21 protein-coding genes, 1 tRNA gene, 1 pseudogene and 1 other annotated feature are annotated in these 26,356 nt (G+C 53.6%); of the genes and pseudogenes, 15 read left to right on the top strand and 8 right to left on the bottom strand.

Annotated features, from left to right (window positions below):
- Positions 1–3 precede the first annotated feature (3 nt).
- Positions 4–1,287 (bottom strand): 6-phospho-beta-glucosidase, encoded by a 1,284-nt coding sequence (locus AC0LWM_RS28825; RefSeq protein ID WP_474678480.1) that lies wholly within the window; start codon positions 1,285–1,287, stop codon positions 4–6.
- Positions 1,288–1,555: 268 nt separating this feature from the next.
- Here AC0LWM_RS28825 and AC0LWM_RS28820 point away from each other — a divergent pair, with 268 nt between their 5' ends.
- The 11 genes from AC0LWM_RS28820 to AC0LWM_RS28770 all read left to right on the top strand — a co-directional run bounded on the left by AC0LWM_RS28820 (position 1,556) and on the right by AC0LWM_RS28770 (position 12,902).
- Positions 1,556–2,419 (top strand): MurR/RpiR family transcriptional regulator, encoded by an 864-nt coding sequence (locus AC0LWM_RS28820; RefSeq protein ID WP_474678479.1) that lies wholly within the window; start codon positions 1,556–1,558, stop codon positions 2,417–2,419.
- 444 nt (positions 2,420–2,863) lie between these two features.
- Positions 2,864–3,109 (top strand): hypothetical protein, encoded by a 246-nt coding sequence (locus tag AC0LWM_RS28815; RefSeq protein WP_474678478.1) that lies wholly within the window; start codon positions 2,864–2,866, stop codon positions 3,107–3,109.
- A 220-nt stretch (positions 3,110–3,329) separates the two neighbouring features.
- The gene (gene murQ / locus AC0LWM_RS28810; RefSeq protein WP_474678477.1) at positions 3,330–4,244 is read left to right on the top strand and encodes an N-acetylmuramic acid 6-phosphate etherase; all 915 of its coding nucleotides are present in this window, start codon (positions 3,330–3,332) and stop codon (positions 4,242–4,244) included.
- Positions 4,245–4,302: 58 nt separating this feature from the next.
- Positions 4,303–5,721, top strand: a complete 1,419-nt coding sequence (locus tag AC0LWM_RS28805) for an ABC transporter substrate-binding protein (protein ID WP_474678476.1) — start codon at positions 4,303–4,305, stop codon at positions 5,719–5,721.
- Between the two features lie 83 nt (positions 5,722–5,804).
- Positions 5,805–6,707 (top strand): carbohydrate ABC transporter permease, encoded by a 903-nt coding sequence (locus tag AC0LWM_RS28800; protein ID WP_474678475.1) that lies wholly within the window; start codon positions 5,805–5,807, stop codon positions 6,705–6,707.
- Positions 6,708–6,727: 20 nt separating this feature from the next.
- Positions 6,728–7,588: a carbohydrate ABC transporter permease gene (locus AC0LWM_RS28795; protein WP_474678474.1), complete on the top strand. Its 861-nt coding sequence runs from the start codon at positions 6,728–6,730 to the stop codon at positions 7,586–7,588.
- A 143-nt stretch (positions 7,589–7,731) separates the two neighbouring features.
- Positions 7,732–8,703: a GNAT family N-acetyltransferase gene (locus AC0LWM_RS28790; protein WP_474678473.1), complete on the top strand. Its 972-nt coding sequence runs from the start codon at positions 7,732–7,734 to the stop codon at positions 8,701–8,703.
- Positions 8,700–9,407, top strand: coding sequence for a PIG-L deacetylase family protein (locus AC0LWM_RS28785; protein WP_474678472.1), 708 nt, complete (start codon positions 8,700–8,702; stop codon positions 9,405–9,407). The genes AC0LWM_RS28790 and AC0LWM_RS28785 overlap by 4 nt, the downstream gene beginning before the upstream one ends.
- 15 nt (positions 9,408–9,422) lie before the next feature.
- The gene (locus AC0LWM_RS28780; protein ID WP_474678471.1) at positions 9,423–10,562 is read left to right on the top strand and encodes an exo-beta-N-acetylmuramidase NamZ family protein; all 1,140 of its coding nucleotides are present in this window, start codon (positions 9,423–9,425) and stop codon (positions 10,560–10,562) included.
- A 199-nt stretch (positions 10,563–10,761) separates the two neighbouring features.
- Positions 10,762–11,718, top strand: coding sequence for an N-acetylglucosamine kinase (locus AC0LWM_RS28775; protein WP_474678470.1), 957 nt, complete (start codon positions 10,762–10,764; stop codon positions 11,716–11,718).
- Positions 11,715–12,902, top strand: coding sequence for an anhydro-N-acetylmuramic acid kinase (locus AC0LWM_RS28770; protein ID WP_474678469.1), 1,188 nt, complete (start codon positions 11,715–11,717; stop codon positions 12,900–12,902). The genes AC0LWM_RS28775 and AC0LWM_RS28770 overlap by 4 nt, the downstream gene beginning before the upstream one ends.
- Positions 12,903–13,053: 151 nt before the next feature.
- On the opposite strand, the gene AC0LWM_RS28765 is transcribed toward AC0LWM_RS28770, so the two are convergent.
- Entirely contained in the window at positions 13,054–14,580 is a 1,527-nt protein-coding gene (locus tag AC0LWM_RS28765) for a flavin monoamine oxidase family protein (RefSeq protein WP_474678510.1), read from the bottom strand.
- A gap of 277 nt (positions 14,581–14,857) precedes the next feature.
- Here AC0LWM_RS28765 and AC0LWM_RS28760 point away from each other — a divergent pair, with 277 nt between their 5' ends.
- The 3 genes from AC0LWM_RS28760 to AC0LWM_RS28750 all read left to right on the top strand — a co-directional run bounded on the left by AC0LWM_RS28760 (position 14,858) and on the right by AC0LWM_RS28750 (position 18,774).
- Positions 14,858–17,272 (top strand): heavy metal translocating P-type ATPase, encoded by a 2,415-nt coding sequence (locus AC0LWM_RS28760; RefSeq protein WP_474678509.1) that lies wholly within the window; start codon positions 14,858–14,860, stop codon positions 17,270–17,272.
- A 22-nt stretch (positions 17,273–17,294) separates the two neighbouring features.
- Complete coding sequence (locus AC0LWM_RS28755; protein ID WP_474678468.1) at positions 17,295–17,609, top strand: thioredoxin family protein; 315 nt, start codon at positions 17,295–17,297, stop codon at positions 17,607–17,609.
- Positions 17,610–17,781: 172 nt separating this feature from the next.
- Positions 17,782–18,774, top strand: coding sequence for a phosphotransferase enzyme family protein (locus AC0LWM_RS28750; protein ID WP_474678467.1), 993 nt, complete (start codon positions 17,782–17,784; stop codon positions 18,772–18,774).
- Positions 18,775–18,883: 109 nt separating this feature from the next.
- Here the strand turns inward: AC0LWM_RS28750 and AC0LWM_RS28745 are convergent, their stop codons facing one another.
- Together AC0LWM_RS28745 and AC0LWM_RS28740 are read right to left on the bottom strand one after the other, a co-directional pair.
- The gene (locus AC0LWM_RS28745) at positions 18,884–21,127 is read right to left on the bottom strand and encodes an MMPL family transporter (RefSeq protein ID WP_474678466.1); all 2,244 of its coding nucleotides are present in this window, start codon (positions 21,125–21,127) and stop codon (positions 18,884–18,886) included.
- A gap of 92 nt (positions 21,128–21,219) precedes the next feature.
- Positions 21,220–22,200: a BadF/BadG/BcrA/BcrD ATPase family protein gene (locus AC0LWM_RS28740; RefSeq protein WP_474678465.1), complete on the bottom strand. Its 981-nt coding sequence runs from the start codon at positions 22,198–22,200 to the stop codon at positions 21,220–21,222.
- 118 nt (positions 22,201–22,318) lie between these two features.
- Here AC0LWM_RS28740 and AC0LWM_RS28735 point away from each other — a divergent pair.
- A pseudogene (locus tag AC0LWM_RS28735) lies at positions 22,319–23,170 on the top strand (LysR family transcriptional regulator); the annotation flags it as partial.
- A gap of 19 nt (positions 23,171–23,189) precedes the next feature.
- Here AC0LWM_RS28735 and AC0LWM_RS28730 read toward each other — a convergent pair.
- The 4 genes from AC0LWM_RS28730 to AC0LWM_RS28715 all read right to left on the bottom strand — a co-directional run bounded on the left by AC0LWM_RS28730 (position 23,190) and on the right by AC0LWM_RS28715 (position 26,145).
- A tRNA-Phe gene (locus AC0LWM_RS28730) sits at positions 23,190–23,262 on the bottom strand.
- A 35-nt stretch (positions 23,263–23,297) separates the two neighbouring features.
- Positions 23,298–23,547, bottom strand: a binding site (T-box leader).
- Between the two features lie 72 nt (positions 23,548–23,619).
- Positions 23,620–24,069, bottom strand: coding sequence for an NUDIX domain-containing protein (locus AC0LWM_RS28725; RefSeq protein ID WP_474678464.1), 450 nt, complete (start codon positions 24,067–24,069; stop codon positions 23,620–23,622).
- 21 nt (positions 24,070–24,090) lie between these two features.
- Positions 24,091–25,470 (bottom strand): sensor histidine kinase, encoded by a 1,380-nt coding sequence (locus AC0LWM_RS28720; protein ID WP_474678463.1) that lies wholly within the window; start codon positions 25,468–25,470, stop codon positions 24,091–24,093.
- Positions 25,471–26,145, bottom strand: coding sequence for a response regulator transcription factor (locus AC0LWM_RS28715; RefSeq protein ID WP_474678462.1), 675 nt, complete (start codon positions 26,143–26,145; stop codon positions 25,471–25,473).
- Positions 26,146–26,356: the final 211 nt, after the last annotated feature.

Below are 26,356 nucleotides of genomic sequence, written 5' to 3'. Positions count from 1 at the left end.
TACTTATTGAAATTGCGGCAGATAAGCCCGGTGAGCTTCCTTCAGTTCCTGGAAGCAGTCATGCGCCGTTTGGTAATCGCCGACAAGCGGGTTCATCATGAGCGCGCGCATCGCCGCTTCTTCGCTTCCTTCCACGGCCGCAGCCACCGTCTCTCGCTCGTATGCTTTCACCATGCGCATGTAGTCGATGATGTGGCGATTGTCGAAATCCGGAATGCGAACCGGCTTCGCCCCATCCTTGCCGATCACGGCGGCTACTTCGATGGCATCCGTATCTTCCATAAAGTCGAGCGCGCCATGGTTCAGCAGGTTGACGACATGGACTTCCTGCTTGTCGTTATAGATCGCGTCAACGAGGCTGATCGCCACCTCGGAGTAGTTGGCTCCACCGCGGGAAGAGAGCAGCTCCGGCTTCGTATGCAGCTCGGCGTTGGAGTAGATGTTCAGCAGCTCCTCTTCGATGTCCATGCACTTCTCGCCTCGCGTTTGCTCGCTTTCCTTCAGCAGCTTCAGCTTCTTGTCTTTGAAGTAGTAGTATTCCAGGTAGGAAGACGGGATGGCGCCTACGAGCTGGACCAGTTCCTTGCTGAAGCCGCTGGACGGAATGTTCTTCATCGCTTCGCTGTTGAGTCCCATCTCCAAAGCGTCCTTCAAATAATCTTTGCCGTCCTGCTCGATCGCCGTAATCCAGCTGAGATGGTTGAGCCCGACGTACGTCATGCTGGCGTTCGGAAGCTCCAGAGTCTCACGAATGCTCTTGTACATATTGAACGGCACGTTGCACAGACCGAGCATTCGAACTTTGGTATGGTTCAGAATCGCTTCCGTGATAATGCCCGCAGGGTTGGAAAAATTGATTAGCCATGCGTTCGGACAGAGTTCTTCCATGCGCCGCGCGATTTGGAGCATGACCGGAATCGTACGCATCGCTTTGAAGAAACCGCCGATGCCGCATGTCTCCTGCCCGATCAGGCCGTACTTGAGCGGAATCCGCTCATCCAGCACGCGCGCGGGCAGCTTGCCTACGCGGATCTGCGCAAGGACGAAGTCCGCATCCCGCAGCGCCTCATCCAAATCCTGCGTTTTTACGATGCGGGCAGGCATGCCGGCCGCCTGAACCATGCGTTCGCACAATCCGCCGACGATACCGAGCTTTCGCTCGTCGATATCCATGAGCGCCAGCTCCTGCAGCGGCAGGACGTCCTTGCGCTTAATAATGCCTTCCATCAGTTCCGGCGTATACGTACTTCCGGCGCCTATAATTGCGATTTTTAATTTTTTGTCCATGTCACTCACCCTTTATGCCGCAATGTATTTAACCAAGAAGAGATCAAGAATGACACCAGTATAGCATACGCTCTTTACTGCTAACAATAAAATTTGCAATAATTACTTCAAAATGATAAAAATATTTTGAAATAAAATTTTATATCATCTGCATTTATCATGCGTCTTCCATGCATCGGGCGGTTGGGGAAGCGGACCAACTCTTGTAATTTGTCCCCAATCCGTATACTATTTAGATGCATAGAAACGAGACGGGTAGGGAGCGGCCATGGCTATAAACGATAATGTGTTGATCAAGATCAGAGAACGGAAGGATAGCCTGACGCCTGTCGAACGGCTGGTAGCGGAATATATACTTTCGAACAAGGAAGAGATCCCGCATCTCTCGATCAAGAGTCTGGCCCAGGCCAGCAAGACGAGCGACGCCTCTGTGCTTCGCTTCTGCAAGACAATGGGGTACAACGGATACCGGAGCTTTATCGTCAGCATCTCCGCTTCGCTCGGTTCCATGGATGAAGTGACGGGAGATCAATATACGGATATTCAGCCGGGCGACGACCTGCAGACGATCATTGCCAACATCGGCCGCAACAACATGAAATCGATCGAGGATTCGCTCAGCGTCATGGATCGTGCGGCCGTATCGAAGGCCGTTCGCGCGCTGCGGGGCAGCAACCGCATCGTATTTTTCGGCATCGGCGCTTCGGGGCTTGTCAGTCAGGACGCCGAACAGAAATTTACGCGCATCAACAAAATGTGCCACGCCTATACGGACGGCCATAGCCAATTGACAGCCGCTACGCTTCTGACGAAGGGGGATGTCGCCATCTTCATCTCCAATTCCGGCGAAACGACGGAAATATTGGATGCGCTGGACATTGCTAAGAAGAACGGAGCGCAAATTATTGCGATTACGAAGTACAGCAAAAGCGAGCTGTCGGATCGCGCGGATATTCTGCTCAGCATTTCGACGCCGGAAGTTTCCATTCGCAGCGGGGCGATGGGATCCCGCATCGCGATGCTGACGGTCATTGATATCCTGTTCGCGGGCGTTGCCAGCGCGGACTATGGACAAGTGAAAAAGTACTTGTCCAAAACCCACAACATCATAGCGAATAAACGTCGAAAATAACAGCCATCGATTTGGCCTGGCGGCTTGTGAGACGATGACGGTCAGTTGCAACGAACTTCGGAAGGGGGCGTGCCTGCGGCACGTCTTTTTTTCGTTGTCTTAGGGGCGTCAATTCCTTTGAGTCTCAGTTTATTGGTTTGTTTCAATCGTCGTTAAACATGCGTTTAGGGAATAACTGTAATTCATGCTGTTATTTTCGACCGTTTGGCCTGTTTTTGAGCGATTAACTGGAAAACCTGCAGTTATTTTCGACCATTTGGCCCGTTATGCGAGCAAACCCTATTTTTACATGCAGGTTTTCCAGTTATTTTTCTCCATGCTTCCAATATGCTCATATTAACTACATGTTTTCCAGTTATATTTCTCCATGCCCCAGTACGAGACCCTTGTTACGAGGTTGCATGCTATCGACGAGTTTGCTTCGTCCGAGACCCACCATGACCGATGATTGCGAAGCCGCGGGAAACGGTGATTTCCTATTGTTTTTTTGCGGATCCTTCGCTGATTTCCGTTGATTTTTCGCCGATTTCCAATTGGATTATCGCAGATTTTTTGATGATTTCCGTTGCTCTGTTGCAGATTTTTCCGCTGATTCCCCGCTGGTTTTTTGCTGAGAACCTACTGGTTTCTCGCTGGCTTCCCATTGGCATATCGCTTATTCCCGCGGGTTTCTTGCTGATTCCCCTATGATTCCCATGTGATTCCTCTATGATTTCCCGCCTGATCATTCAACGACTTGTCCAATATAAAATTCCAGAAATTTATTTCATGATAAAAATTTATTTCAAAAAGTATTGACGAAACTGAAATAAAACATTTAAGATAAAAGTGCTTACAAGACATGAAACGATCGGCCCGGGATGCAAGTTGCAATCGAAGCCCGTGCATGGTCACGTTAGGGGAATTGCTTATGAATGACTACCTCGCAAGCTTAACAACAGAGGGGATTAACCCCGACACCGGAATGATCGACGAATGCACCACAGAGCAGATGCTTGTGCTGCTTAATCAGGAAGACAGCAAGGTTCCTGCTGCGGTAGCCGCTGAAATCCCGCATATTACGCGTGCGGTGGAAGCGCTTCACAATGCACTGTTAAACGGTGGAAGAATGTTCTATATCGGGGCAGGCACATCGGGAAGACTAGGCGTGCTGGATGCATCGGAATGCCCGCCCACCTTCGGAATCGATCCATTGATTGTGCAGGGGCACATCGCCGGCGGCGACATAGCGCTCCGGACCGCGGTGGAGGGGTGCGAGGATGACGGGGAAGAAGGAAGGGCGCTCATTGACCGCATCGGCGTAACGGATAAGGATGTTGTCGTTGGCATTTCCGCAAGCGGCAGCGCGGAATTCGTCATCCAAGGCTTGCGAAGAGCTTCCGAGCTTGGAGCCGTTACGGTCGGCGTCGTTAACAACAAGAACACGAGGCTGGAGTCCGCTTGCGACATTTGCATCGCGCCCGTCGTCGGACCGGAAGTGATTGCCGGATCTACACGGCTCAAAGCGGGTACTGCCCAGAAGCTTGTGCTAAATATGCTGACGACGAGTACAATGGTGAAGCTAAACAAAACCTACAACAATCTGATGGTCGATCTGAAAGCCAGCAACAAGAAGCTGTTCGACCGTTCCTTGCGGATCATCAAAACGGCGACCGGCGTGGATAACGCGACGGCGGAAGAAAAGTTGAAGCAAGCGTCCATGGACTGCAAGCTCGCGATTATGATGATCAAATCGGGGCTGGAAGCCGCCGAGGCCGAGCGTGTGCTGAACGAGTGCTCGGGCAATCTGAAAGAGGCTATACGCGTTTGCGCCAAAGTAACCTAAAGTGTTGCTCTGACCAGATGTGTGTATATAGTATTTAATAAAGGGAGGATCTTGACAGATGAAAAGAAAAACAAGATTTGCCGCAACAATACTGGCTCTAACGTTGTCCCTCGGATTGACCGCCTGCGGGTCGGGCAGCGACAACAAGACCGAGCCGGGCAAGACGAATTCGGACGCTAAAGACACCATTACGGCGCTGCTTCCGCCGGTATCTCCGAAATACCAGGAGAACTTCAAGAAGATGGAAGTGGACTTCAACAAGCTGTACCCGAACCTGACTTTGAAGATTGAACCTGCCAGCTGGGAAGACATGACACAGAAGCTCGATACGCAAGTGAACGCAGGCAGCCCGCCGGATATCGCATTCATTAACTCCGAGGGCATCTCTAAATATGCGCAAATGGGCATGATGCTTGATATTAAAAATGTCGCAACGTCTGAAATGACTTCAGATTTCGACGCAGCTCCGCTGGATTACATGAAGAATGGAGACGGCCTGTACGGCTTCCCGGCTTATATGGAAGTCCACGCGCTCGGCGGCAACAAACAGTTCCTTGAACAAGCCGGCATCGACTGGAAGAAAGTGCAGCAAGAAGGCTGGACGTACGAGCAATTCCGCGAAGCAATCAAGAAGGGCGTAGTCAAAGAAGGCGACAAAACTCGTTACGGCTTCGTGTTCGCGACAGCAGGCGTAGCGTCCAAAGACTATCTGGGCATACTGGCTAAGAGCGGGGGAATGCCTTCGCCATTCACGAAAGATTTGAAATACGCCTATACCGATAAAAACTACCTTGAAGTTTTGAAAGCGATTCGCCAAATGATCGACGACGGCTCCATGCCGAAAGAGCTGAGCTCCGTCGACGCAGGCAAACGCTGGAACATGTTCTTGACCGGCCAAACGATGATTACAGGCAAAGGTCTTGCCGTATTCGAAAACTCCGCGAATCAGAACAACAAAAAAATCGACGCCAATGACGGCAGCGCCGTGAAAGATAGCATTAAAGTGGACTATATCGTGCTTCCTGTTCCTTCCTTCGCAGGCCAACCTGCCGTATCCCATGCGGTTGTTGACGGATATGTCGCGTTCCGCGGCAAAAAGGAACCATCCGAGGAGCATAAAGCCAATATCGTAAAAGCGGCTTACTTCCTGGCGAGCGGCCAAGTAGCGGCTGAGACGAACAACGACCTGTTCGCCGCCCACATTTCGAAGAGCGCCCGCAAAGCAGCGGAAAGCATGAAGACGGACCGTAATCCGGACAACATCGCCGCGGTTGAGAAAATGCTTGAGCATGCTGCGCCTGCACGTCCTGACATTCCGGTAGAGCTTGGCGCGAAAGCGATCAAAATCGAAAACGAAGTCATCATTCCGAAGCTGCAAGCGCTGCTGGCGAATGAGATTTCGCCGGAAGACATGTACGAAGCGGTTAAACAAGCGGCTATCGAAACATTCGGCGAAGACGGGGTTGTCAAAGGGTAAATCTCAGGCTCGGATAGCCGCCTTAACCGGAGGCTATCCGATCTATATTTTTGCAAAGCGGTACAGGAAAGGAGTCCTGCAATATGGCTCAGGTGGCATCAAGAATCAAGAAACGCTTGAACAAGGGAGACGGGGCGTGGGCGTATGCTTTTATCGCCATCGCACTGGTGGTCTTCGCGCTGTTTACAGCTTACCCGGTTGTGAGCGCGTTCATTATCAGCTTTCAGAAATACAGTCCGATGGGCTCCACGTTTATCGGATTCGACAATTACGCGGAAATTTTCCGGAGCAAGCTGTTTGGGAAGGCGATTTGGAATACGGTGGTCTATACGGTGCTGACTGTGCCGGTTGCGTTGATCCTTTCCTTTGCCGTGGCTATTATGATCATGCCGCTAAAGAAATGGGCGCAGACGACGTTCAAGGCGGTTTATTACTTGCCTGCGGTTGCATCCGGCGTGGCTCTGTCCGTCGTATGGCTGTGGATTTACGATCCGCTGCCTTCCGGCATTTTGAACAAGCTGATCGGATTGTTCGGCATCGACAATCAGAACTGGCTCGGCTCCAGCGCCACTTCGATGCTTTCGCTCGTGCTTATGTCCTGGCTGTCCAGCCACGGCACCAGCATTATCATTTACGTCGCAGCCCTGCTCGGCATAGACGACAGTTATTACGAAGCTGCGGAGATTGACGGCGCGAACTTCCTGCAGAAGATGTGGCACATTGTCATTCCCTGCTTGAAGCCGACGACGCTGTTCCTACTCGTTACCGGCGTGATCGGTTCGTTCCAAGTGTTCCAGAATGCGTATCTGATGACGGGCGGCGGCCCGAACAACTCGACGACGATGGTCGGCTTGCTTATTTTCGATACGGCGTTCAAATATTTCGAATACGGCAAAGCCGCTGCGATGTCGCTCGTCCTTGCGCTCATTATCGCGATAATCTCGTTTATTCAGTTCAAGTTTTTCGGCAAAGACGTTGAATATTAAAGTAGAAGGAGAGATGTATCTTGGCCTTATTTAACAACCACTTAGGAAATCGTGCAGCCAAATATACACGGAACACGATCATCGTCGTCCTCCTTCTGCTGTTTGCGCTTGCGACTTTGTTTCCGATTTATTTCATGATCATGTCGTCGTTTGGAGATCCCGTGGAGGCGGGGGCGGTCAGCTATTCGCTTTGGCCGAGCAAGTTTTCGCTTGAGTCGTACAAATTTTTCTTTGAATTCAGCGAGCATTCATACCGCTGGCTGCTTAACTCGCTCATTGTCGCGGGAAGCGTCATGATTTCGAACGTGCTGTTCGCCACGATGGCGGGATATGCATTTTCCAAAATCCAGTTCAGAGGACGCAACGTACTGTTCGCCGTGCTGCTATGCGCCATGATGATTCCTTATCAGGTGACGCAGGTGCCTCTGTACATTCTGATCGTTAATGTATTCGAAATCCAGAACACGTACACAGCGCTGATCGCTCCATCGCTTGTTACGGTGTATAACATATTCCTGGCAAAACAGTTCATGAGCTCCATTCCGAAGGAAATCATGGAGAGCGCCAAGGTGGAAGGGTGCAATCAGTTCCAGATTTTGTTCCGCATCATTATGCCGCTGTCCAAAACGGTTATGGCGGTCATGGCGATTTTGACGTTCATGGAATCGTGGAACACGTTCTTCTGGCCGTTCTTGGTCACCAATACGGCGGATATGCAAACGATTCAAGTCGGCTTGAAAACGTTCCGGTTCGCCAACACGACGTACTTTGCGCCGATGATGGCGGGGGCTACGATTTCCGCCCTGCCGATGTTCATTCTGTTCTTCAGCTTGCAGCGCTACTTCCTGGAAGGCGTTACGGTAGGCGCTGTCAAGGGCTGAGTCAAGCGAATCGGATCTTGGCGAGTCGATTCCGGCGGTGACCAATGCGAGGTCATGTGCGGCTTCCTGATTGTATAGCGCTGCCGGATACTACCCTGGTTAAACTGCCGGGGGGCTTGCCGTAACGGATGGGAGGACATCACATGCTGGCAAAATGGGACGACCGTTATACGGCGGGCACCATCGCGCTTTGGAACGAGTGGGCCGTGAAGGACGGCTACAAGGAAATGACGGAGGAGCGGTTCGCCGCGGTATTCCGGTCCAATCCGTATTTCGACGGCGTCAATACGTTCGTATGGCTGGAGAATGGAAGCGTGCAAGGGTTCGCTTGCGGCTGCACGGGAGACGATCTCCCACTCGGGGACGTTGCGGGTTATATCACCTGCATCGTGCTCCCGGAACATCTTAGGTCGGACGATCGTTATTTCGCCATGCTGGAAGCTCTGGAGAGCAGGTTCAAGGAGAAGGGCAAACGGCAATCGGAGGTACTGTTCTTCAATCCGATGCATCTGCCCTGGTATATCCCGGACACGCCTCGGCATGAGCATAACAATGCCCCGGGCGTTCCGCTGGGAAGCGCGCTTCATGCCTTCCTGCTGCGGCAGGGATATGCCGAGCGCGCCGTAGAAAACGCGATGTATTTGCCGCTCGGCGGCTTCGACTTACCGGAAGATATCCGGCTCAAAGAGGAAAATGCGGCTCTGTCGGGTTATGCCGTGGAGCTGCTGGATACGGCAAGGCACGGCGGACTAAGCGATATGCTGAATGCGCTTGGCAATCCGCTGTGGCAGAAAGAGATTTCGCGATGCGCCGCCGAGGGCGTGCCGGTTGTCATCGCGGCGCAGCACGGCGAGGCCGTCGGCTTCGCCGGTCCCGTCATCCGGGAGGAGAGCGGGAGAGGTTATTTTGCGGGTATCGGCGTCCATCCGGATCATGAAGGCCATGGCTTGGGCACGATTCTGTTCTTTCGCTTATGCGAGGCGTTTCAAAGCATCGGTGCGGATTATATGTCCCTCTATACAGGAAGCACGAATCCGGCGCTTCGCATTTACGAGAAAGCCGGGTTTCACACGGTGAAGCAATTTGCCGTCATGCGAAAGGAGATACAGCGATGAGTGAGCGACAACCGATTACGATTCTGGGCATCGGAGCCCATGTAGGCGACGTCGAGCTGGTGGCCGGCGGCGTGCTGGCCAGCCATTACTTGAAGGGAGACCGCATCGCGACGCTGGCTCTGACGGCGGGCGAACGCGGCGTGCCGGATGGGCAGGACGTGAACGAATACAAGGAGCAGAAAATCCGCGAGGCGCATACGTTCGCGAACATGCTGGGTGGCGAAGCCCGCGTATTCGATATCCCGGACGGCGAAATTCCGGACGATCAAGACATCCGGCTGCGCGTATGCGACGTCATTCGCGAGGTGAAGCCGAACATTATCATCACGCATCATCGCAACAGTATGCACAAGGATCATGCGACGACGCATCGCATCGTGAATGACGCAAGATTCTTCGCCGGCTTGCGCGCGATGGAGCGCGAGCGTCCCGCTCACTTCGCAGCCAAGCTGTATTACGGGGAGAATTGGGAGGATGCGGTCGACTACGTGCCTTACGTATATGTCGACTTCGATCAAGAGGCGTTCGATCTGTGGATCAAGGCATTGTCTACCCATTGGTTCGTAACGGGAAGCAAGTCGTTTAATTATATGGACTATTACAAGTCGCTCGCTCGCGTACGAGGCTTGGAGGCGCGGAAGGAATACGCGGAGACGTTCATGATTCCGCCGGAAACGATGCACCTGCGCCAGTCCGAGCTGTAAGGCCGGGTGACGGACATGATACTTAACGGCATCGATAACATCTCGGAATACGCGCATCTGCTGCGCGGCAAACGGATTGGACTGATCACTTCGCCTACGGGTCTGGCGAGCGACTTCCGTTCCACGATCGATATGCTGCATGAAAAATTCCATCTGGCGGGCATGTTCTCGCCGGAACATGGAGTGAGGGGCGATCAGCCGGCAGGGGCGCTGGTGGACACTTACAACGATCCGGCGACAGGCGCACCGGTGTTCAGCCTGTACCGGAAGGACTCCAAGCGGCTGACGCCGGAAATGCTGGACGCTGTCGATCTTGTCGTCTACGATATACAAGATGTAGGCACCCGCTATTATACGTTTATTTATACAATGCTATATGCGTTGGAGGACTGCGCGAAGGCCGGCAAGCCGTTCGTCGTGCTTGACCGGATGAACCCGCTGGATGGGGTGACGGTAGAGGGCAATATTTTGAAGGACGGCTTTCGCTCCTTCGTCGGCAACTACCCGCTAGCGGTAAGGTACGGGTTAACCGCGGGCGAGGTAGCGATGATGGCGAACAGCGAGATGGGCTGGAACGCGGAGCTTCATGTCGTCCGCTGCAAGGGATGGGAGCGTTCCATGCTGTTCCCGGACACGGGACGCGCTTGGATTCCGCCTTCCATGGGCATTCCAAGATTTCATACGGCGCTGCTGTACCCCGGAACCTGCCTGTTCGAGGGAACGAACCTGTCGGAGGGCAGGGGAACGACGGCTCCGTTCGAGCTGATCGGCGCGCCGTTCGTGAATGGGGAGCGCCTAGCAAGTGAAATGAACGGGAAACGTCTTCCCGGTGTGTTTTTCCGTCCGGCTTATTTTAAGCCTACGGCGTCCAAGCACGAGGGAGAGTTGTGCGGCGGCGTTTATGTTCACGTTCTGGACGAGCGCGCCGTCCGGCCCGTGGAGCTAGGCGTACACTTGTTGTTCGCGGCGAAGAAGCTGTTCGAGCAATTCGAGTTTCTGCCGCCGGTGCGCGAGAACGGGAGGCCGTTCATCGACCTGCTGTGCGGCGACAGCGTCTACCGGGATGAAGCGGCGGACGTTCGCGCCATACTGGAGCGATTCGCCGAGGAAAGCCTCTTGTTTGCCGAGGCGAAACGGCAGTATCATTTGTATTAAGGCATCAAGCTGCCAGCAGCCATCCGACTGTTGGCAGCTTCATTTGTAACGGCAGGGTTGTTGCAGGCGGCAGCATACGTCAATCGGGTAGGCTAGAGTCGTGACGATTCTCTCTAAGCGTGCTTATTGTGATCTTAATTGTCTTATTTCAATAGTCTTATCTATTCTGGCTTATTTCATCTTACGGAGTGATGCATTCATGCGATATGTGGCGGGGCTCGACGGCGGGGGAACAAAAACCGCGGTGACGATCGCGGATTGGAGCGGCAAAGTCGTACACGTCTTCACGGCAGGTCCGCTTAACTATAACGGTCAGGATGAGGCAAGCGTGCGGGCGACGCTGCAAGAAATATGCGACGGTATCGCAAACGTTTGCGGCGATCTGAACGCATGCGAGATCATCTGCATCGGCGCGGCCGGCATCAGCAATCCCGCGGTAAGCGGCCGGCTGAAGGCGGGGCTCGAAGAGAGCGGGTTCCGCGGCGGCCTTGTGCTGGTCGGCGATCACGAGACGGCGTTATGCGGCGCGCATGAAGGCTTGTACGGCATCATTCTGATCGCCGGCACCGGCTCGATCTGTTATGGGCGAAGCGCCGACGGCAGAGTTCATCGCTCGGGCGGCTTCGGCCATCTGATCGATGACGAAGGCAGCGGCTACAGCATCGGCCGCGATTTGTTGTCCGCCGTCGTCCGCGCTGCTGATGGCCGGGAAGCGCCGACGGCGATTACAGAGTTTATCTATCGCCAGCTAGGCGTGACCACCGTGCAGGACATTGTCGGATTCGTTTACGACAAGAGCAGGAACAAGAAGGAGATCGCCGCGCTGGCACCGCTCTTGTCGGAAGCCTGCGAAGCGGGCGATGCGCTGGCGCTCCGCATTGCAGGGAAGCATGCCGCGGCGCTTGCGGAGCTGGCATCCGCCGTTATTGAGCGGCTGGAGATGCAGGAGGGCGCCTTGGCAATGGCCGGCAGCGTGCTGCTGCGGAGCAGGCATGTCCGGGAGGCTTTCCTAAAGGAAATGAAGAGCCGTTATCCGGGTCTGCGATGCGAGGAAGGCAAGCGGGACGCCTCGTACGGCGCGGTATTGCTGGCACTCCAGGCGCTTCACACGATGCCTGCAGGCTGCGGTATCGAGGAAACGGAGGCGGAAGCATGATCCGGTGGATGACAGAGAAGCCTTATGCGATTGCCGTCGGCCTCATGTCGGGAACGTCGCTCGACGGCGTAGACGCCGCCGTTGTGCGGATCGAAGGCAGCGGAATGCAGTCTCGCGTCCAATTGCTGCATTATTATACCCGTCCCTATGACGATGCTTTGCGTGAACGGATCAAGCTGCTTTGCGATCCCGCCCAATCGGATGTCGTTAGCATCTGCGGCATGAACGTATACCTGGCGGAGCTATTCGCGGCTGCTGCGACGGAAGCCGTACGCGAAGCGGGATTGTCGATGGACGATGTCGATTTCATCAGCTCGCACGGCCAGACGGTGTGGCATATGCCGGAAGCTTCGGAGCAGGACGTCTTCCTTGCTCGCTCCACTTTGCAGCTGGGCGACTTGTCCGTGCTCGCCAAACGGACGGGCAAGCTGAGCGTTGGCGATTTCCGCCCGGCCGATCTTGCTGCCGGCGGACAAGGAGCGCCGCTCGTCCCGTACGGCGATCTTATTCTGTTCCGCGATCCGGTCAAGGGCCGCCTGCTGCAAAATATCGGCGGCATCGGCAATTGCACGGCGCTGCCGCCGGGAGCCGCCCCGGAGAACGTGTTCGCCTTCGATACGGGTCCCGGCAATATGGTCATCGACCAGACGGTGCACCGGCTCTCCGGCGGACGGATGAGCTACGACGCCGGAGGGGAGTGGGCGGCGCAGGGGACGCCGGATGAGGGCGTACTGGCGGAGCTGCTCGCGCACCCCTACTTCAAGATGGCGCCGCCCAAGTCGACGGGACGCGAGCTATTCGGCGCTTCTTATACGGCGGCCTTTCTCGAGCGGGCAGCGGCAAGCGGGATGGCCGATGCCGACATTGTCGCCACGGCGACGGCGCTCACGGTCCATTCCATCGCGGATGCGTGCCGCAACCTGGTTATGCCCCGCTGCCGCATCGACGAGGTTATCGTAAGCGGCGGCGGCGCGCATAACCGTACGCTTCTGGCGATGCTCTCGTCGCTGCTCCCTGAGCTGACCGTTACGAATGCGGGCGCTATGGGCGTATCGGACGATGCGAAGGAAGCGGTCATTTTTGCGCTGCTGGGTCATGATTTCTTGCATGGCATCCCCAATAACGTGCCCGCCGCTACGGGTGCCTCGCGCCCGACGGTCATGGGCAAGCTGGCACTGCCTTGATCTGACAGGCGCAGAGATAGCCTGGTGGGCAATCTCAAACAGCCACGCAAATTACCTGAATCGGCTTCGAAGCCAGGCCCCACTTTGTGGGGTTATTTTAATTTCACCGGTAAACGAACGCGCCGATAAAGACGGCGCCAGCCGTTTATCCTTACGATTTCGGCAAGTCGTTCACTTCCAAGGCAACGCGGATACCGGACTCGATCGCGCCTTGGATCCAGCCGTGGGTAAGCGTCGTATGCTCGCCGGCGAAGTGGACTTTTCCTTCCGGGGTCGCGATGTGGGGATAAAGCGCGGATTGCTGTCCCGGCTTGAAGAACGTCACTGCGCCGCATGCAAGTGGATCCAGCGTCCAGCTATAGGAAGCCCCGGTTATGAATTCGCGATACACTTGATCGCCGTGGATGGTCGCCAAATTTCGCAAGGCAAAATAAATGCGCTGTTCCTGCGATAAGCCGTCCCACGGCATCGTGTCGTCCTCCCAAGAATAGCTGGCGAGCATCGCCGCCGGTCCCGCAGTTCCGAAACCGTGGCTCGGGTAATAAGCGGATCGAATCGGCAGATCCGTCATTGTTTTGCCGCCGTTTAGATCTTGTTTTTCCCAAAATCGGCTTCGGAACTTAATTCCGATTTTGGTTGCCCTCATATAGTGAAGCTCGCGGATCGCTCTCCATTTGCCGTGAGAAAACGAATCGCGAGGCTCAACCTCAACCTGCTGCAGGACGGTGAACGGAATGGTCATGATCGCAAGATCCCCGGTCATCGCATAGGTTTCGAACGAATGGGGATCCATATAGTTAAGCGTGACGCAGTCGTTGTGTTGAATAATTTTCGTCACTCGCCGGTTGAATAAGATATGTTGCTGCAATTGCGGAAGAAACGCCTGGGGCAGACGGTCATTGCCGCCCGTGATCTCATAGAAGCGGGTCTCTGGCTTGAATAGCATCGTGTCCCGCAAAATATCCAAAAACGCTTCCTCCATAATGCCTTCCAGAGACAAAAGCACGGACATCATTTCGATCGCGCCTTCGGAAAACGTCGTTTTAGGCCGGTACGGATAAAATTTCAAAAACGTATACACGGAGTATCGATCCAGCTGCTTTTCGACGATCGGCCAGTTGCGTGCCGGATCTTTGTTAATGAAGTCGACGATCGGCTGTACCGCCATGTTGAACAACTGCTCGGCTGTTTTCCCCCGCTCGGACGGAGCTACCGGGTACTGGAGAATGTCGGGGTCGCGCTCATATATTTTCGCGCGCGTTTGAATGCCATTCACATAAATAAAATCTTCGGGCGTGCTGTTTATGAACGGATTCACCGGCAATCCGAATTTGTGAATATATTCGAAAACCAAATCATGCATTTCGGGAATGCGCATTGCGCCTGCCTCGAAATAGGCCCCTTCCGAAAACCGCAACGTGAGCACACGCCCGCCCACCCGATTGCTGCCCTCAATAATTTTAACGTGATGGCCGGCGTCTTGAAGCAAAGAAGCCGCGACCAGGCCCGACATGCCGGCGCCTACGATCAGAATATGCTTGGGGTGTTTTGTTTTGCTAAGTCCGTTTCGAATAACGGATATGTTGCTGCTCGGCGCGGATGGGGTTGGAGCACCGGGCGCGCTTGAAGTGCCTGAAGTGCCTGAAGTGCCTGAAGTGCCTGATATACGGGTGGACATGCTGCTCACGTCATCGACCACTCCTTTTCGTTATTCGTCTATCGCAATTTTATTCGGCGGCTGCAAGATCTATGTGCCCACGAGGCGCAATATTCGTCGAATAGGCATGTTTTATAAGTCGTTTGATCAAGATAAATCGTGGAAAAAGATAATGAGTTAACTCTTGACATACCCACAGGGGGTATAGTATATTGAAATCACAAACCGACGAGGTTATTTTTTAAGGGCAAAAATATACCCCATGGGGGTATCTGAGGTGATAACAATGAGCAAAGCGATGGAGCAACAACAAACGACGCTGCAAATTACCGGCATGACGTGCGCGGCTTGCGCAAACCGCATTGAGAAAGGGCTGAATAAGCTGGAGGGCGTTGCAAATGCGACGGTGAACTTCGCGCTGGAACAAGCGACCGTTACATTCGACGGCTCGAAGGTGGACCTGGCGCAGATGGAAAGCAAAATCCAGTCGCTCGGCTACGATACGGTCAAGCAAAGCGCCGATTTTCAAATTACCGGCATGACATGCGCAGCCTGCGCGACACGGATCGAGAAAGGTCTGAACAAACTGCCGGGCGTCGCCAAAGCAACGGTGAATCTGGCGCTGGAGACGGCTCATGTGGAATATAATCCGGCCAATGTTGGTGTCAGCGATATCGTGAAGAAGGTCGAATCGCTTGGCTACAAGGCTGCGCCGAAACAAGAAAACAAAGACGCCGGCGATCACCGTGCGAAAGAAATCAAGAAGCAAAAACGGAAGCTGCTCATCTCGGCAATCCTGTCGCTACCGCTGTTATGGGCGATGGTCGGCCATTTTTCCTTCACTTCGTTCATCTGGCTGCCGGACTTGTTCATGAATCCTTGGTTCCAGCTCGCACTCGCAACGCCCGTACAGTTCATCATCGGCCGCCAGTTTTACGTCGGCGCCTACAAGGCGCTTCGCAACGGCAGCGCGAACATGGATGTGCTCGTTGCATTAGGCACCTCGGCCGCGTATTTCTACAGCCTTTACTTGACGCTTGAATCGCTCAACAGCCATGGCGGCCATCATCAAGTTGACATGTACTACGAAACAAGCGCCGTATTGATCACGCTGATTCTTCTCGGCAAGCTGTTCGAAGCATTGGCCAAAGGCCGCTCGTCCGAAGCGATCAAAACGTTGATGGGCCTTCAGGCGAAAAACGCGCTTGTCGTCCGCGACGGTCAAGAAATGAGTATTGCGATCGATCAAGTCGTTGTCGGCGATCATATTATCGTGAAGCCCGGCGAAAAAATTCCGGTCGACGGCATCGTATTGGAAGGCACATCATCTGTTGACGAGTCGATGCTGACAGGCGAAAGCATCCCGGTTGAAAAACGCGCAGGCGATCATGCGATCGGCTCGACGATCAACAAAAACGGCGTATTGCGCATTCAAGCGACGAAGGTCGGCAAAGAAACGGCACTCGCGCAAATTATTAAAGTGGTTGAAGAAGCGCAAGGCTCCAAAGCCCCGATTCAGCGGGTGGCGGATCAAATTTCCGGTATTTTCGTACCGATTGTTGTAGGTATCGCGGTTGTTACTTTTCTGGTTTGGTTTTTCTTCGTGAATGCGGGTGACTTCGCCGATGCATTGGAAAAAGCGATTGCCGTATTGGTTATTGCCTGCCCTTGCGCATTGGGACTTGCGACGCCAACCTCGATCATGGCCGGTTCCGGCCGTGCGGCGGAGCTCGGTGTACTGTTCAAAGGCGGCGAACATTTGGAAGCGACGCATCGGATCGATACGATCATCCTGGATAAAACCGGGACGGTGACCAAAGGCAAACCGGAACTGACCGATGTGATTACGCAACCAGGCGTGGACGAAATCCAATTGTTACAATGGGTCGGCGCAGCTGAACGTAACTCGGAGCATCCGCTCGCGGAAGCGATTGTTGCCGGCATCAAGGAAAAAGGCATTGACCTGCCTGTGGCAAAGCAGTTTGAAGCGATACCGGGCTTCGGCATTCGCTCCGTCGTGGAAGGGAAAGAGCTGCTCGTCGGCACACGCAAGCTTATGGCGCAATACAATGTCGCGGCGGAAGCGGCGTTTGCGGAGATGAATGCACTGGAGGAATCGGGCAAAACAGCGATGCTGGTCGCGGTTGACGGCCAATATGCGGGCATGGTTGCCGTTGCCGATACGATTAAAGAGACGTCGAAGGAAGCGGTCGGCAGGCTAAAAGCGCTCGGCATCGAAGTGATCATGATTACCGGCGACAACGAACGGACGGCCAAAGCGATCGCGGCTCAAGCGGGCATCGACCGTGTATTGGCGGAAGTGCTGCCGGAAGGCAAAGCGGCCGAAGTGAAAAAGCTGCAGGATGCCGGCAAAAAAGTCGCCATGGTCGGCGACGGCATCAACGACGCTCCGGCGCTGGCGACCGCGGATATCGGCATGGCGATCGGCACGGGCACCGACGTGGCGATGGAAGCGGCGGACGTTACGCTTATGCGGGGAGATTTGAACAGCATTCCTGATGCGATCTTCATGAGCAAAAAAACGATGGCGAACATCAAGCAAAATTTGTTCTGGGCGCTCGCTTACAACGTAATCGGCATTCCGATCGCCGCATTGGGATTTCTGGCTCCGTGGCTGGCCGGCGCGGCGATGGCGCTAAGCTCCGTATCGGTTGTCCTTAATGCGTTGCGGCTGCAAAGAATGAAACTGTAACGTAACGGGAGGAGGAATCGCTATGGTGAAGGAAATAACCGATGCGACGTTTCAAGAAACGATTCAGCAAGACGGCTTGGTGATCGTGGAGTTCTGGGCACCATGGTGCTCCTACTGCAAATTGTTGGAGCCGATCCTGAAGGAGCTTTCCGAAGAGTTTGCTGGCGAGGTTCATATTGCTACTCTGAATGTCGAGACGAACACGGAAGTTTCCGCCGAACTCAACGTCATGAGCTTGCCGGCGATGTTTTTCTACAAAAACGGCCGGCTGGCAGGAACGGTAACAGGCTTCGTGCCTAAGCCGACCCTAGTCGATGCGATTAATCAACTGAAATGATTGGGCATTAGAGCCTTCGGTCTGCGCAATATGCGGCAGCTCGGAGGCTTTTTTCGGCAATCGATTGAAATGAGGCAGTCAGAAATATCGGATATAATGATTTTCTCAATTCCTTTTTGTGTTGCGATGGCATAAGATAGTGTTCGATCCGAAAGAGAGGATGAACGAGAAATTGAATCATAGAATGGATAATTTGGTTGCGGTACATACTGTATTTCATCAAGAGAAGCTTTTTGAAGCCGTTGCAGAGTGGTATGACATCGGTACGCCTCTTCGCAGTAAATTTGTGTGCAATGGCCTAAACGACACTTATTCGGTAGACACGGACCGCGGGACGTACATATTGCGCATCTATAAGCACGGATGGCGCACGGAGTCGGCCATTCGGTTTGAGCTGGACTTGTTGATGCATCTTCAACACCAGGAAATACCTGTATCGGCTCCGATTGTGCGGCGCGACGGGGAGTGGCTGACCAAGCTGCAAGCTCCGGAAGGTACGCGGTTTGCCGTTCTATTCACGTTTGCCGAAGGCGCCGGCAAGGTGGATCCGAGCACCAGTCGTCTTTATGGGAAGTCGGTTGCGCTTCTTCACCGGGCTGCCGATCGTTTTACGTCTGCGCATGAGCGTTTTTCGTTAGACGCGCAACATTTACTTGAGGAACCGGTCTCCTATATCGTTCCCGCGATTCAGCATCGTGAGGAAGATTTGGCCTTCCTCCAAGAAACGGCGGAGCGCTTGAAATCCCGACTGGCTGCTATGGGGAAGGATGTTCACGAGTGGGGAATTTGCCATGGCGACTTGCACGGGTGGAATGTATTTTACACGGCGGCCGATGATTTGACCCATTTTGATTTTGACTGCTGCGGGGCGGGGTGGCGTGCATATGATCTGGCTGTTTTCCTGTGGTGCCGGATGGAAGGACGAACCCGAGAAGAGGAATTCAAGGACGAGAGCTGGGACGCCTTTCTTGCCGCATACACAGAGGAGCATCCGATGAATGCCGCTGATCTGGAGGCGATACCGATGTTCGTTGCCATACGCCAAATTTGGCTGATGGGCCTGCATCTCAGCTTTCGTTCGGTTTGGGGCGCTTGGCAGGACGACGGTTATTTCGACGGGAAGTTCAAGTTTCTACGCGCTTGGGTACAGGCGCACTCACTATAGTAAAATAGAGCCGCATTCACGCACCGGGGGCAGTCCCCTGGTTAGCTAGCGAGTGCGGCTCTTTTTATATATTGAGGTGGCTGCAAAATGCGGTTAAGGATATTAGAAATTAACCTTGAGCAGCTTTGCTTTTACGATGCCCTTGATGCTGCACCGCTTCGCGATCGCTTTTATGAACCAGCACAAGAATCGCAGGGAGCAGCATGCCGCGAACGAGGAACGTGTCGATCAGCACGCCTGCCGCCATCATGACGCCGAACAGGAACAACTCCTGCAGCGGTTGCGTAATGAGCACGCCGAACGTTGCCGCCAGAATGAGGCCCGCGGACGATATGACTCCGCCCGTCAACGCCACGCCGCGGCTGACCGCCGTCCTCCAAGGGTGGTTCAACGCTTCTTCCCGGATACGGGATACGAGCATGATGTTGTAGTCAACGCCTAATGCGACCAGGAACACGAAGGTGTATACCGGAATGCGGTAACTGATGCCCTCATAACCCAGAATGGAGTGGAAAACAAACCAACCTAATCCGATCGTCGCCGCATAGGACAACAAGATTGTCAGGATCATATAAATCGGCAGCGTGACGGAACGCGTCTGGAATGCCAGCATTACCGTAATAGCCAAAGCGATTAACGAGAATAATATGACCGTATCTTTAGCATTCATGCCGCGAACATCCAATTGCTCCGCTGTTTGACCGGCATAATGCAGCGTTGCGCTAGCCGTATCAAAGCCGCTGTCTTGAAGCATCTGCTTCGCGTCGCCGCGCAGCTTCTGCATGAAATCGAGTGCAGCCGTATCGTACGGATTGTCTTTGAGAACCAATTGCAGCTTGATGGCGTTTTTCTGGTCGGATAGTGCGCCGGACTTTGCCAGTACGGCAGGGTCGGCATCAGCCGTTACGTCCGGCTTCACCGAATCGACATCGGACAGCTTCTTGAAAGAATTCGTCAGAGCGGCAAGCTTCTTCATCAGCTCTGCGTCCGGCGTCACTTCGTTTTTCAAATCCAGAACAACGGTAATTGGAGCAAGCTGTCCTTTCGGAAATTTTTGCTCCAACACTTCGAAGCCTTGGCGCGAAGAGATGTTTTCGGGAAAAGACTTGAGCAAGTTAAACGAAAATTTCATCGTACTGATATTGACCGCGCCTGCGATAAGCGGTATGAGCAGCAGAACGGCCGTAACCCCCGGCTTGCGCGTAACGAACGCACCGATTTTTCCCCACATGCCGGCAGGATTAGGTGAGGTCGCAGCAACCGTCTTCTCTTGCTGTTTCGGTACGAAAGGCCAGAACGCTTTGCGCCCGACGAGGGCGAACAAAGCCGGAATCAACGTTAACCCGGCAATCAGGATGACGACCATCGTCACCGAAAATACGGGTGCAAAATAATGATACGGCTTGAACACGGCCAGGAACAGCAGCAGCACCGCCATAAGCACCGTGCCGCCGCTGAACAGGATCGGCTCGGCGACGTGCAGCATCGCTTTTTGCATCGCTTCGTATTTGCTTTCCGTATGCCTCAGCTCTTCCCGATAACGGGAAAAAATAAACAGGCAATAGTCGGTCAACACGGCAAACAGCAAAATCATCATGATCGAAAGCGCCTGCTTGTCAATTGTTAACCAGCCGGCCTTGGCGCCAAGCCCAAGCAGCTTGTCGACGGCTTCATACACGAAAGCGGCTATGGCAAGCGGAATAATCGCCAGCAGCGGCGAGCGGTAAATGGCGATCAGAATGATCAGGATCAGGACGACAGTAGCGAGCATCAGTACGAAGTCCGCATTTTTGAACAATGAAATCGTATCTGCTGAAATGCCGGCAGGGCCCGTAATATCCAAGGTCACTCCGCTGATGGCCGCGGTATCGAAATGCTCGCGAATTTGCTTCAGCGTATCGAAGGAAGCGCTTGAGTCGATATCCTTCTCAAGTGCGGCGCTCAGCAGCAGCGTTGTATGATCTTCCGAGAACAGCTGCCCCTGCACCGGAGGCGGTAATTGATGAAACGGCAGCGCGTTCGCGACATGCTGCGGCTTATCCGCAGAAACGAGCCATTCGGACAACTTGGCGATCTTCGCCGTCTGCTCCGGCGTTATCGGTTGATCGGCATGAAATACGAGCAGCGCGGTTAAGCCGTCTTCGGAAGGAAAACGCTCGTCCAACAGCTGTTTGGCGACTTCCGCCGGTTTATCGTCGCCGATGCCGCCTTCCCCGGCGCTGATGCTATATTGTTTGGCCCCGGGCGCGACGCCGGCCAGTATGACGACAAGCAGCAGCCAACAAACGAGCGTAATCTTCGCTCCTTTCGGGCTGCTGGCAAATCGGGTTATGGCATGCAGTGGTTTAAACATAGGTTCATTCACCCTCCCATCCTTATTCTCCCGTATTGTAGGAGAGCAATATGAACGGACGATGAACGAGAGATTACAATTGCCCCATCCCTTTAATAGGTCGAATGAGGGCTAAGCTGTAGATTCCGGATCATTCCGGGGTGAACGGCAATTTGAAGCCGATGCAGTGCCATAACGACTGCCCCGGCTACCGCCGTAAGTTCCGGTACCATGACTTGATACTTCTTATTTTTGCCTTCGGCTAATTTGCTCTCCAGAGCCGACTTCATGTAGGGACTTTGTATGACGCTGCCAATCCCCGATACGGCCACAAGTTCCTTTTGAAAACAAGAACCTAGAAGCTCGACGCCTACAATCACTTGATGGATTGCCCTATCGCAAACGAGCTGTGCCAATGAGCTTCCGTTACAGGCCGCCGCCGTAATCAAATGCGCCATTCTTCCGAACATTTTGTCGCGTTCCTTATGGTCTTCAATGAAGCCGCGAACCGCGAGATGCCGCAATTGCTCCAAATTGCCGACAGACCAATAACGAACCATTTCGCGAAGGAGCGGCTCGTCCGACGAGTCGTGGTTGCCTGCAAGCGCTTCGTATACCGCATCGTAGGAAAGGAACCTGGCCGCGCTTGCGGCATAATGATGAAAATCATAATTTCGAATCTGCGTACCGTCTTCCGTTATCGCAAAAATAATGGAACCGGTACCTGAAACAACGACAATGCCGGGCTGTTCCAGGAACGCACCCGCATGGGCGATGACGGCGTCGTTGACGTGCCACTTCGGACAAGCTAAACCTTCAATATCCGTTAAGGCTTCCACCCACTCTAGGTCCTGCTCGGAATCGAACCCTGCGATGCCGGCACATATTCCTTTCACTTGACTCAGGCTGCAGCCGGATTCGGCAATCGCCTGCTGTATCGTTTGGCGAACATTTTTTATGGCGTCATTGTCCTTATTGATGGAGGATGCGCCGCCTTCCACATAAGAAAGGACCGATCCGTTCAGATCGCTGATCATCACCCGGGTATGGGAACCCCCTCCGTCAATGCCCAATACGACCGCTTCGTTTGTCATGAATTACGCTCCTTTGCTCAGTTAGCAATCTTGTAACCATCATAGCGCGCATAGTATGATTTGTTAAAATAAATAGATTCCATAACAGCTATACGGGGAGGGTATAACTATCATCAATTTGGAGCTGTACCGAGTCTTTTATTTTGCCGCGATATCGGGCAGCATCTCCAAGGCGGCTCGGCAATTGCATATTACCCAACCTAGCGCGAGCCAAGCGATCAAGCAGCTGGAGGAAGCGCTGCAATTGAATTTGTTTCACCGAACGCCAAGAGGCGTGGCACTCACGGTGGATGGGAAAACATTATTCACCTATATCGAACAAGCTTATGAGCTTATTACATCGGCAGAGAATCGAATGAGCGAAATCGCAAACCTGAATATCGGCGAAGTCAGAATCGGCGCGAGCAATTCGATCATCCGATACGTCCTTCTTCCATTCCTGAAATATTTTAATAACCGCTATCCCGATATCACCCTAAAGTTAATGACGGGATCAACTTCGCGCTGTTTGCAAAATCTGAAAGAAGGGAAACTCGATTTTTGTCTGGTAAGGCTTCCGAGCGACGACAAACTGCTGAAATCGACCAAAGTGTTTACTGTCCAAGATTGTTTTGTAGCGGGGGAGAAGTATCGGCATCTCGCCGACCGGGACGTTTCCTTAGAGGAGCTTGTTCGGTATCCTCTCATTGTGTTTCCTTCACACATGTCTACAAGGAAGTCGTTGGATCAATTTTTCGAATCCCACAAACTAACGATTCAGCCTGTTTACGAAATCGGGAGCCGGGAAGTTCTCATTGATTTTGCTAAAGCCGGGTTGGGCATATCTTGTTTGGTTAAGGAATTTATTCAAGAAGAACTGGCGGAGGGTTCGCTTGTGGAAATTAAACTTCGCGAGCCTTTGCCCAGGATCGAATTCGGCATTGTTCAATTAAGGGATGTTCCGCTGCCCGGAGCGGCGACGAAGTTGATAGAAACGATATTGGGGAAAGTGGCTCGGGACGGAATCGAACCGCCGACACAAGGATTTTCAGTCCTTTGCTCTACCGACTGAGCTACCGAGCCATATGAAATAACATGCAAAAAAGCTCCTGATCCCGAAAAGGGACGAGGAGCCGTGGTACCACCCTAATTAGAGCATTCTCCTATAGGTTCGATCATATAGAGAATGTTCTCGCTTAATTGCATAACGGAAAAAATCCGGTTCGCCTCTACTTGCCCGTATCCGGGTTTCAAGGGACTGCTCAGGAGTGAACTTCAACCAACCTTATCCCCAGAAACGCTCTCAATCTCCGGCGTTTCCTCCCTGTTAAGGAGTATTGATTTACTTTTCTCCATCTTTGCATTTATCGTGTATTCAATTTTTTCCTATTGTAGATTATAAAATGATTCAAGTCAAAGGGATTGTTTAATTATATGGATTCACTCCCGGAATGTTGTTATCCAAGCGGCTCCCTTATTTGTCGTTAAATCCACCAGATGTTCTTGCAAAACCGGCGGCAATACGCCATGTTGTTTGATGCTTTCCGTGGTAAGCTCGATCCAATAAAACTCGAGGTGATTCTCAAGAGATTTGGGGTTGAAATGAGATTTTAACTGATCGGAACTTGCTGCAAAAAGATGGCTGATTTCATGCTGCATCACCCCATGCTCATCCACCCGATGCGTTTCGGCAACGCCCAGGAAGCGGCCGATCGTGAAGCTGGCGCCAAGCTCCTCATACAGTTCTCTGCGCAACGCCTCTCGTGCTCCTTCGCCACGGTCAACACCCCCGCCAGGTAAAAATGCATGTGCTCCCTTCATGCGAGCAATTAAAATCTTGCCCTCATCAACGATGATGGCTCGAGCGATGTGACGGAATACGATGTCCATATTGACCTCCCATATATTGCTCTAGCTTAAAGGCAGCGTTACGGTCATCGTGGTGCCCTCGCCGGGGACGCTGGAAGCATCGATGCTGCCGCCGTGCAAAGCGACGATTTTGTGGACGATAGCAAGCCCGAGGCCGCTGCCCTCTCGATTGCGGTTGCGAGACTTGTCTTCCTTGTAGAAGCGCTCGAAAATATGCGGCAGCACCTCGGCGGCGATGCCGATGCCGGTATCGCTGATCCGCACCGTGACCGCATCGTCCTTGACGCGCGATTCGACACGGATCGTGCCGCCTGCGGCGGTAAATTTGATTGCGTTGGCGAGCAGATTTTGCCATACCTGATGGAGCAAATCCCGGTCGGCGGTTACGGTTGATTCCGCCAGGTCCAGTTCAACGGCAAGCTGCTTCTCGGTCCATTGCCATTCCATCGCGATCACCGCCCCGCGGAGCTGCTCGTCCAGCCGGTACGTCTCGCGGCGCACCGTGCCGGCCTCGTTGTCCAGCGCGGCCAGCGTCAACAGCTGCTTGCTGAGCGACGACAGCCTGCGGCTCTCCTGGTCGATGATCTGCACGTATCGCGTCCGGTCTTCGGGCGGCGTATCTTCATCCAGCGCGGCTTGCGCGAATCCTTGGATGGAGGTTAGCGGCGACTGGATTTCGTGCGATACGTTCGCGACGAATTCCTGACGCATATCGTCGAGTCGCTTGAGCGAGCCCGCCATCGACGTGAAGTGCCGCGCCATATTGCCGATCTCGTCCTTGCGGCTGACGTCCAGCTTCACGTCGTAATCGCCCCCAACGATCGATTGCGTCGCGGCCGTCAGATCTTTGACCGGTTTGACGATATACCGACTGAGCACGACAATCAGCACCAGGCTGAACAAGAAGGTGAATCCGAACAACACGGCGACGAGCAGCCGCACTTCGCCGATTTGCTGTTCTAGATTCGGGCGGACGAACATGGCGTACGTTTGCCCGTTTACTTTGATCGGCAGGCCAATGGTGTTCTGCACGCTATTTTCAAAATACCCCGCGATCTGCAGCCAGTGGGGTTCCCGCGTCATGCCGCGATAAATATGGCCCTGCAGCACTTGATTGATCTGATCGGGGGCGAACTGCCGGTGCTTGAACGGAGCGCCGTAAAATTGGGTTTCGCCCCGCGCATCGACGACATACAGCTGGAAGCCCATGTCCGCGATGCGGGTCAAGTAGCGGCCAAGCGGCATCTCCGGCATGTCTTCATACAGGGCGCGAATTTCGCCGCCGAGGCGCAATATTTTTTGCTCGTTGAAATCTTGAAGCTTCGTTTGATAGTAATAGTTGGCGACGAACAAAGCGAGAAATCCGCTCACGAGTGCAATAAGCACGAAGGTGACGACGATGCGGATGTATAGGGTCTTCATCTAGCGGACCTCCAGCTTGTAGCCGAGGCCGCGTACGGTGGAGATAGCGAAATCGTCCGTTTTGCCGCCGAACCGCTCGCGCAATCTTTTGATATGGACGTCGATCGTCCGGCTGTCGCCGGCGTAGTCCGCACCCCAGATCAGCTCCAGCAGCTGCTCTCGCGTGAAGATCCGCCCGGGATGGGCCGCAAGCTGCGCCAGCAGCTCGAATTCCTTCAGCGGCAGGACAAGCGCTTCGTCGTTCACCCAGACCTCATAGCTTTTCCGGTCGATAATCGTGCCGTGCAGCTTGATCCGCTCGGACGACACCAGCTGGTAGCGGCGCAGCAGCGCCTTGATCCGGAACAGCAGCTCTTTCGGCTCGAACGGTTTGACGAGGTAGTCGTCCGTGCCGGCGAGGAACCCTTTTTCCATATCGTGCACCTCGCCCTTCGCCGTCAGCATAATGACCGGGATGTCGTAGAAATGGCGAATTTCCTCGCATAGCTCCCAGCCGTTTTTCTCCGGCATCATGACGTCGACGACCGCCAAATGAACTTGCTCCCGTTCGAGCAATTGAGCCGCTTCTTGCCCGTTCTCCGCCTCCAGGACGGAATAACCTTCTTTCTTCAGAAAAAAGCGAAGCAGCTCCCGAATGTGCGGGTCATCGTCCGCGACGAGGATGTGTATTCTCATGGCTTAACACTCCTGCTTTGAAAATGTAGTAGATATTGTTGCCTGCTCTTGATTCACGATTTCATTGTAACAGTACCATTCCCTTCTCACCAAATTCTCATTTTTCTTTCAGCTTAAATTCATTTTGCTATTGTACGATGGTGAAATAACAAGATTCGATAATCGGAGGGATTGTCATGGTAAACCGCAGGCTGCTTTCCTACCCGGCTTT

The organism is Paenibacillus sp. sgz302148, from assembly GCF_056120465.1.
This window is presented reverse-complemented; position numbering and strand designations above follow the sequence as displayed.

What these genes read in the sequence shown, in the direction of transcription:
- AC0LWM_RS28825 (WP_474678480.1), bottom strand. Translation starts at nt 1,287, where the DNA reads ATGGACAAAAAATTAAAAATCGCAATTATAGGCGCCGGAAGTACGTAT.
- AC0LWM_RS28820 (WP_474678479.1), top strand. Translation starts at nt 1,556, where the DNA reads ATGGCTATAAACGATAATGTGTTGATCAAGATCAGAGAACGGAAGGAT.
- AC0LWM_RS28815 (WP_474678478.1), top strand. Translation starts at nt 2,864, where the DNA reads ATGATTGCGAAGCCGCGGGAAACGGTGATTTCCTATTGTTTTTTTGCG.
- murQ (WP_474678477.1), top strand. Translation starts at nt 3,330, where the DNA reads ATGAATGACTACCTCGCAAGCTTAACAACAGAGGGGATTAACCCCGAC.
- AC0LWM_RS28805 (WP_474678476.1), top strand. Translation starts at nt 4,303, where the DNA reads ATGAAAAGAAAAACAAGATTTGCCGCAACAATACTGGCTCTAACGTTG.
- AC0LWM_RS28800 (WP_474678475.1), top strand. Translation starts at nt 5,805, where the DNA reads ATGGCTCAGGTGGCATCAAGAATCAAGAAACGCTTGAACAAGGGAGAC.
- AC0LWM_RS28790 (WP_474678473.1), top strand. Translation starts at nt 7,732, where the DNA reads ATGCTGGCAAAATGGGACGACCGTTATACGGCGGGCACCATCGCGCTT.
- AC0LWM_RS28785 (WP_474678472.1), top strand. Translation starts at nt 8,700, where the DNA reads ATGAGTGAGCGACAACCGATTACGATTCTGGGCATCGGAGCCCATGTA.
- AC0LWM_RS28780 (WP_474678471.1), top strand. Translation starts at nt 9,423, where the DNA reads ATGATACTTAACGGCATCGATAACATCTCGGAATACGCGCATCTGCTG.
- AC0LWM_RS28775 (WP_474678470.1), top strand. Translation starts at nt 10,762, where the DNA reads ATGCGATATGTGGCGGGGCTCGACGGCGGGGGAACAAAAACCGCGGTG.
- AC0LWM_RS28770 (WP_474678469.1), top strand. Translation starts at nt 11,715, where the DNA reads ATGATCCGGTGGATGACAGAGAAGCCTTATGCGATTGCCGTCGGCCTC.
- AC0LWM_RS28765 (WP_474678510.1), bottom strand. Translation starts at nt 14,580, where the DNA reads ATGTCCACCCGTATATCAGGCACTTCAGGCACTTCAGGCACTTCAGGC.
- AC0LWM_RS28760 (WP_474678509.1), top strand. Translation starts at nt 14,858, where the DNA reads ATGGAGCAACAACAAACGACGCTGCAAATTACCGGCATGACGTGCGCG.
- AC0LWM_RS28755 (WP_474678468.1), top strand. Translation starts at nt 17,295, where the DNA reads ATGGTGAAGGAAATAACCGATGCGACGTTTCAAGAAACGATTCAGCAA.
- AC0LWM_RS28745 (WP_474678466.1), bottom strand. Translation starts at nt 21,127, where the DNA reads ATGTTTAAACCACTGCATGCCATAACCCGATTTGCCAGCAGCCCGAAA.
- AC0LWM_RS28740 (WP_474678465.1), bottom strand. Translation starts at nt 22,200, where the DNA reads ATGACAAACGAAGCGGTCGTATTGGGCATTGACGGAGGGGGTTCCCAT.
- AC0LWM_RS28725 (WP_474678464.1), bottom strand. Translation starts at nt 24,069, where the DNA reads ATGGACATCGTATTCCGTCACATCGCTCGAGCCATCATCGTTGATGAG.
- AC0LWM_RS28720 (WP_474678463.1), bottom strand. Translation starts at nt 25,470, where the DNA reads ATGAAGACCCTATACATCCGCATCGTCGTCACCTTCGTGCTTATTGCA.
- AC0LWM_RS28715 (WP_474678462.1), bottom strand. Translation starts at nt 26,145, where the DNA reads ATGAGAATACACATCCTCGTCGCGGACGATGACCCGCACATTCGGGAG.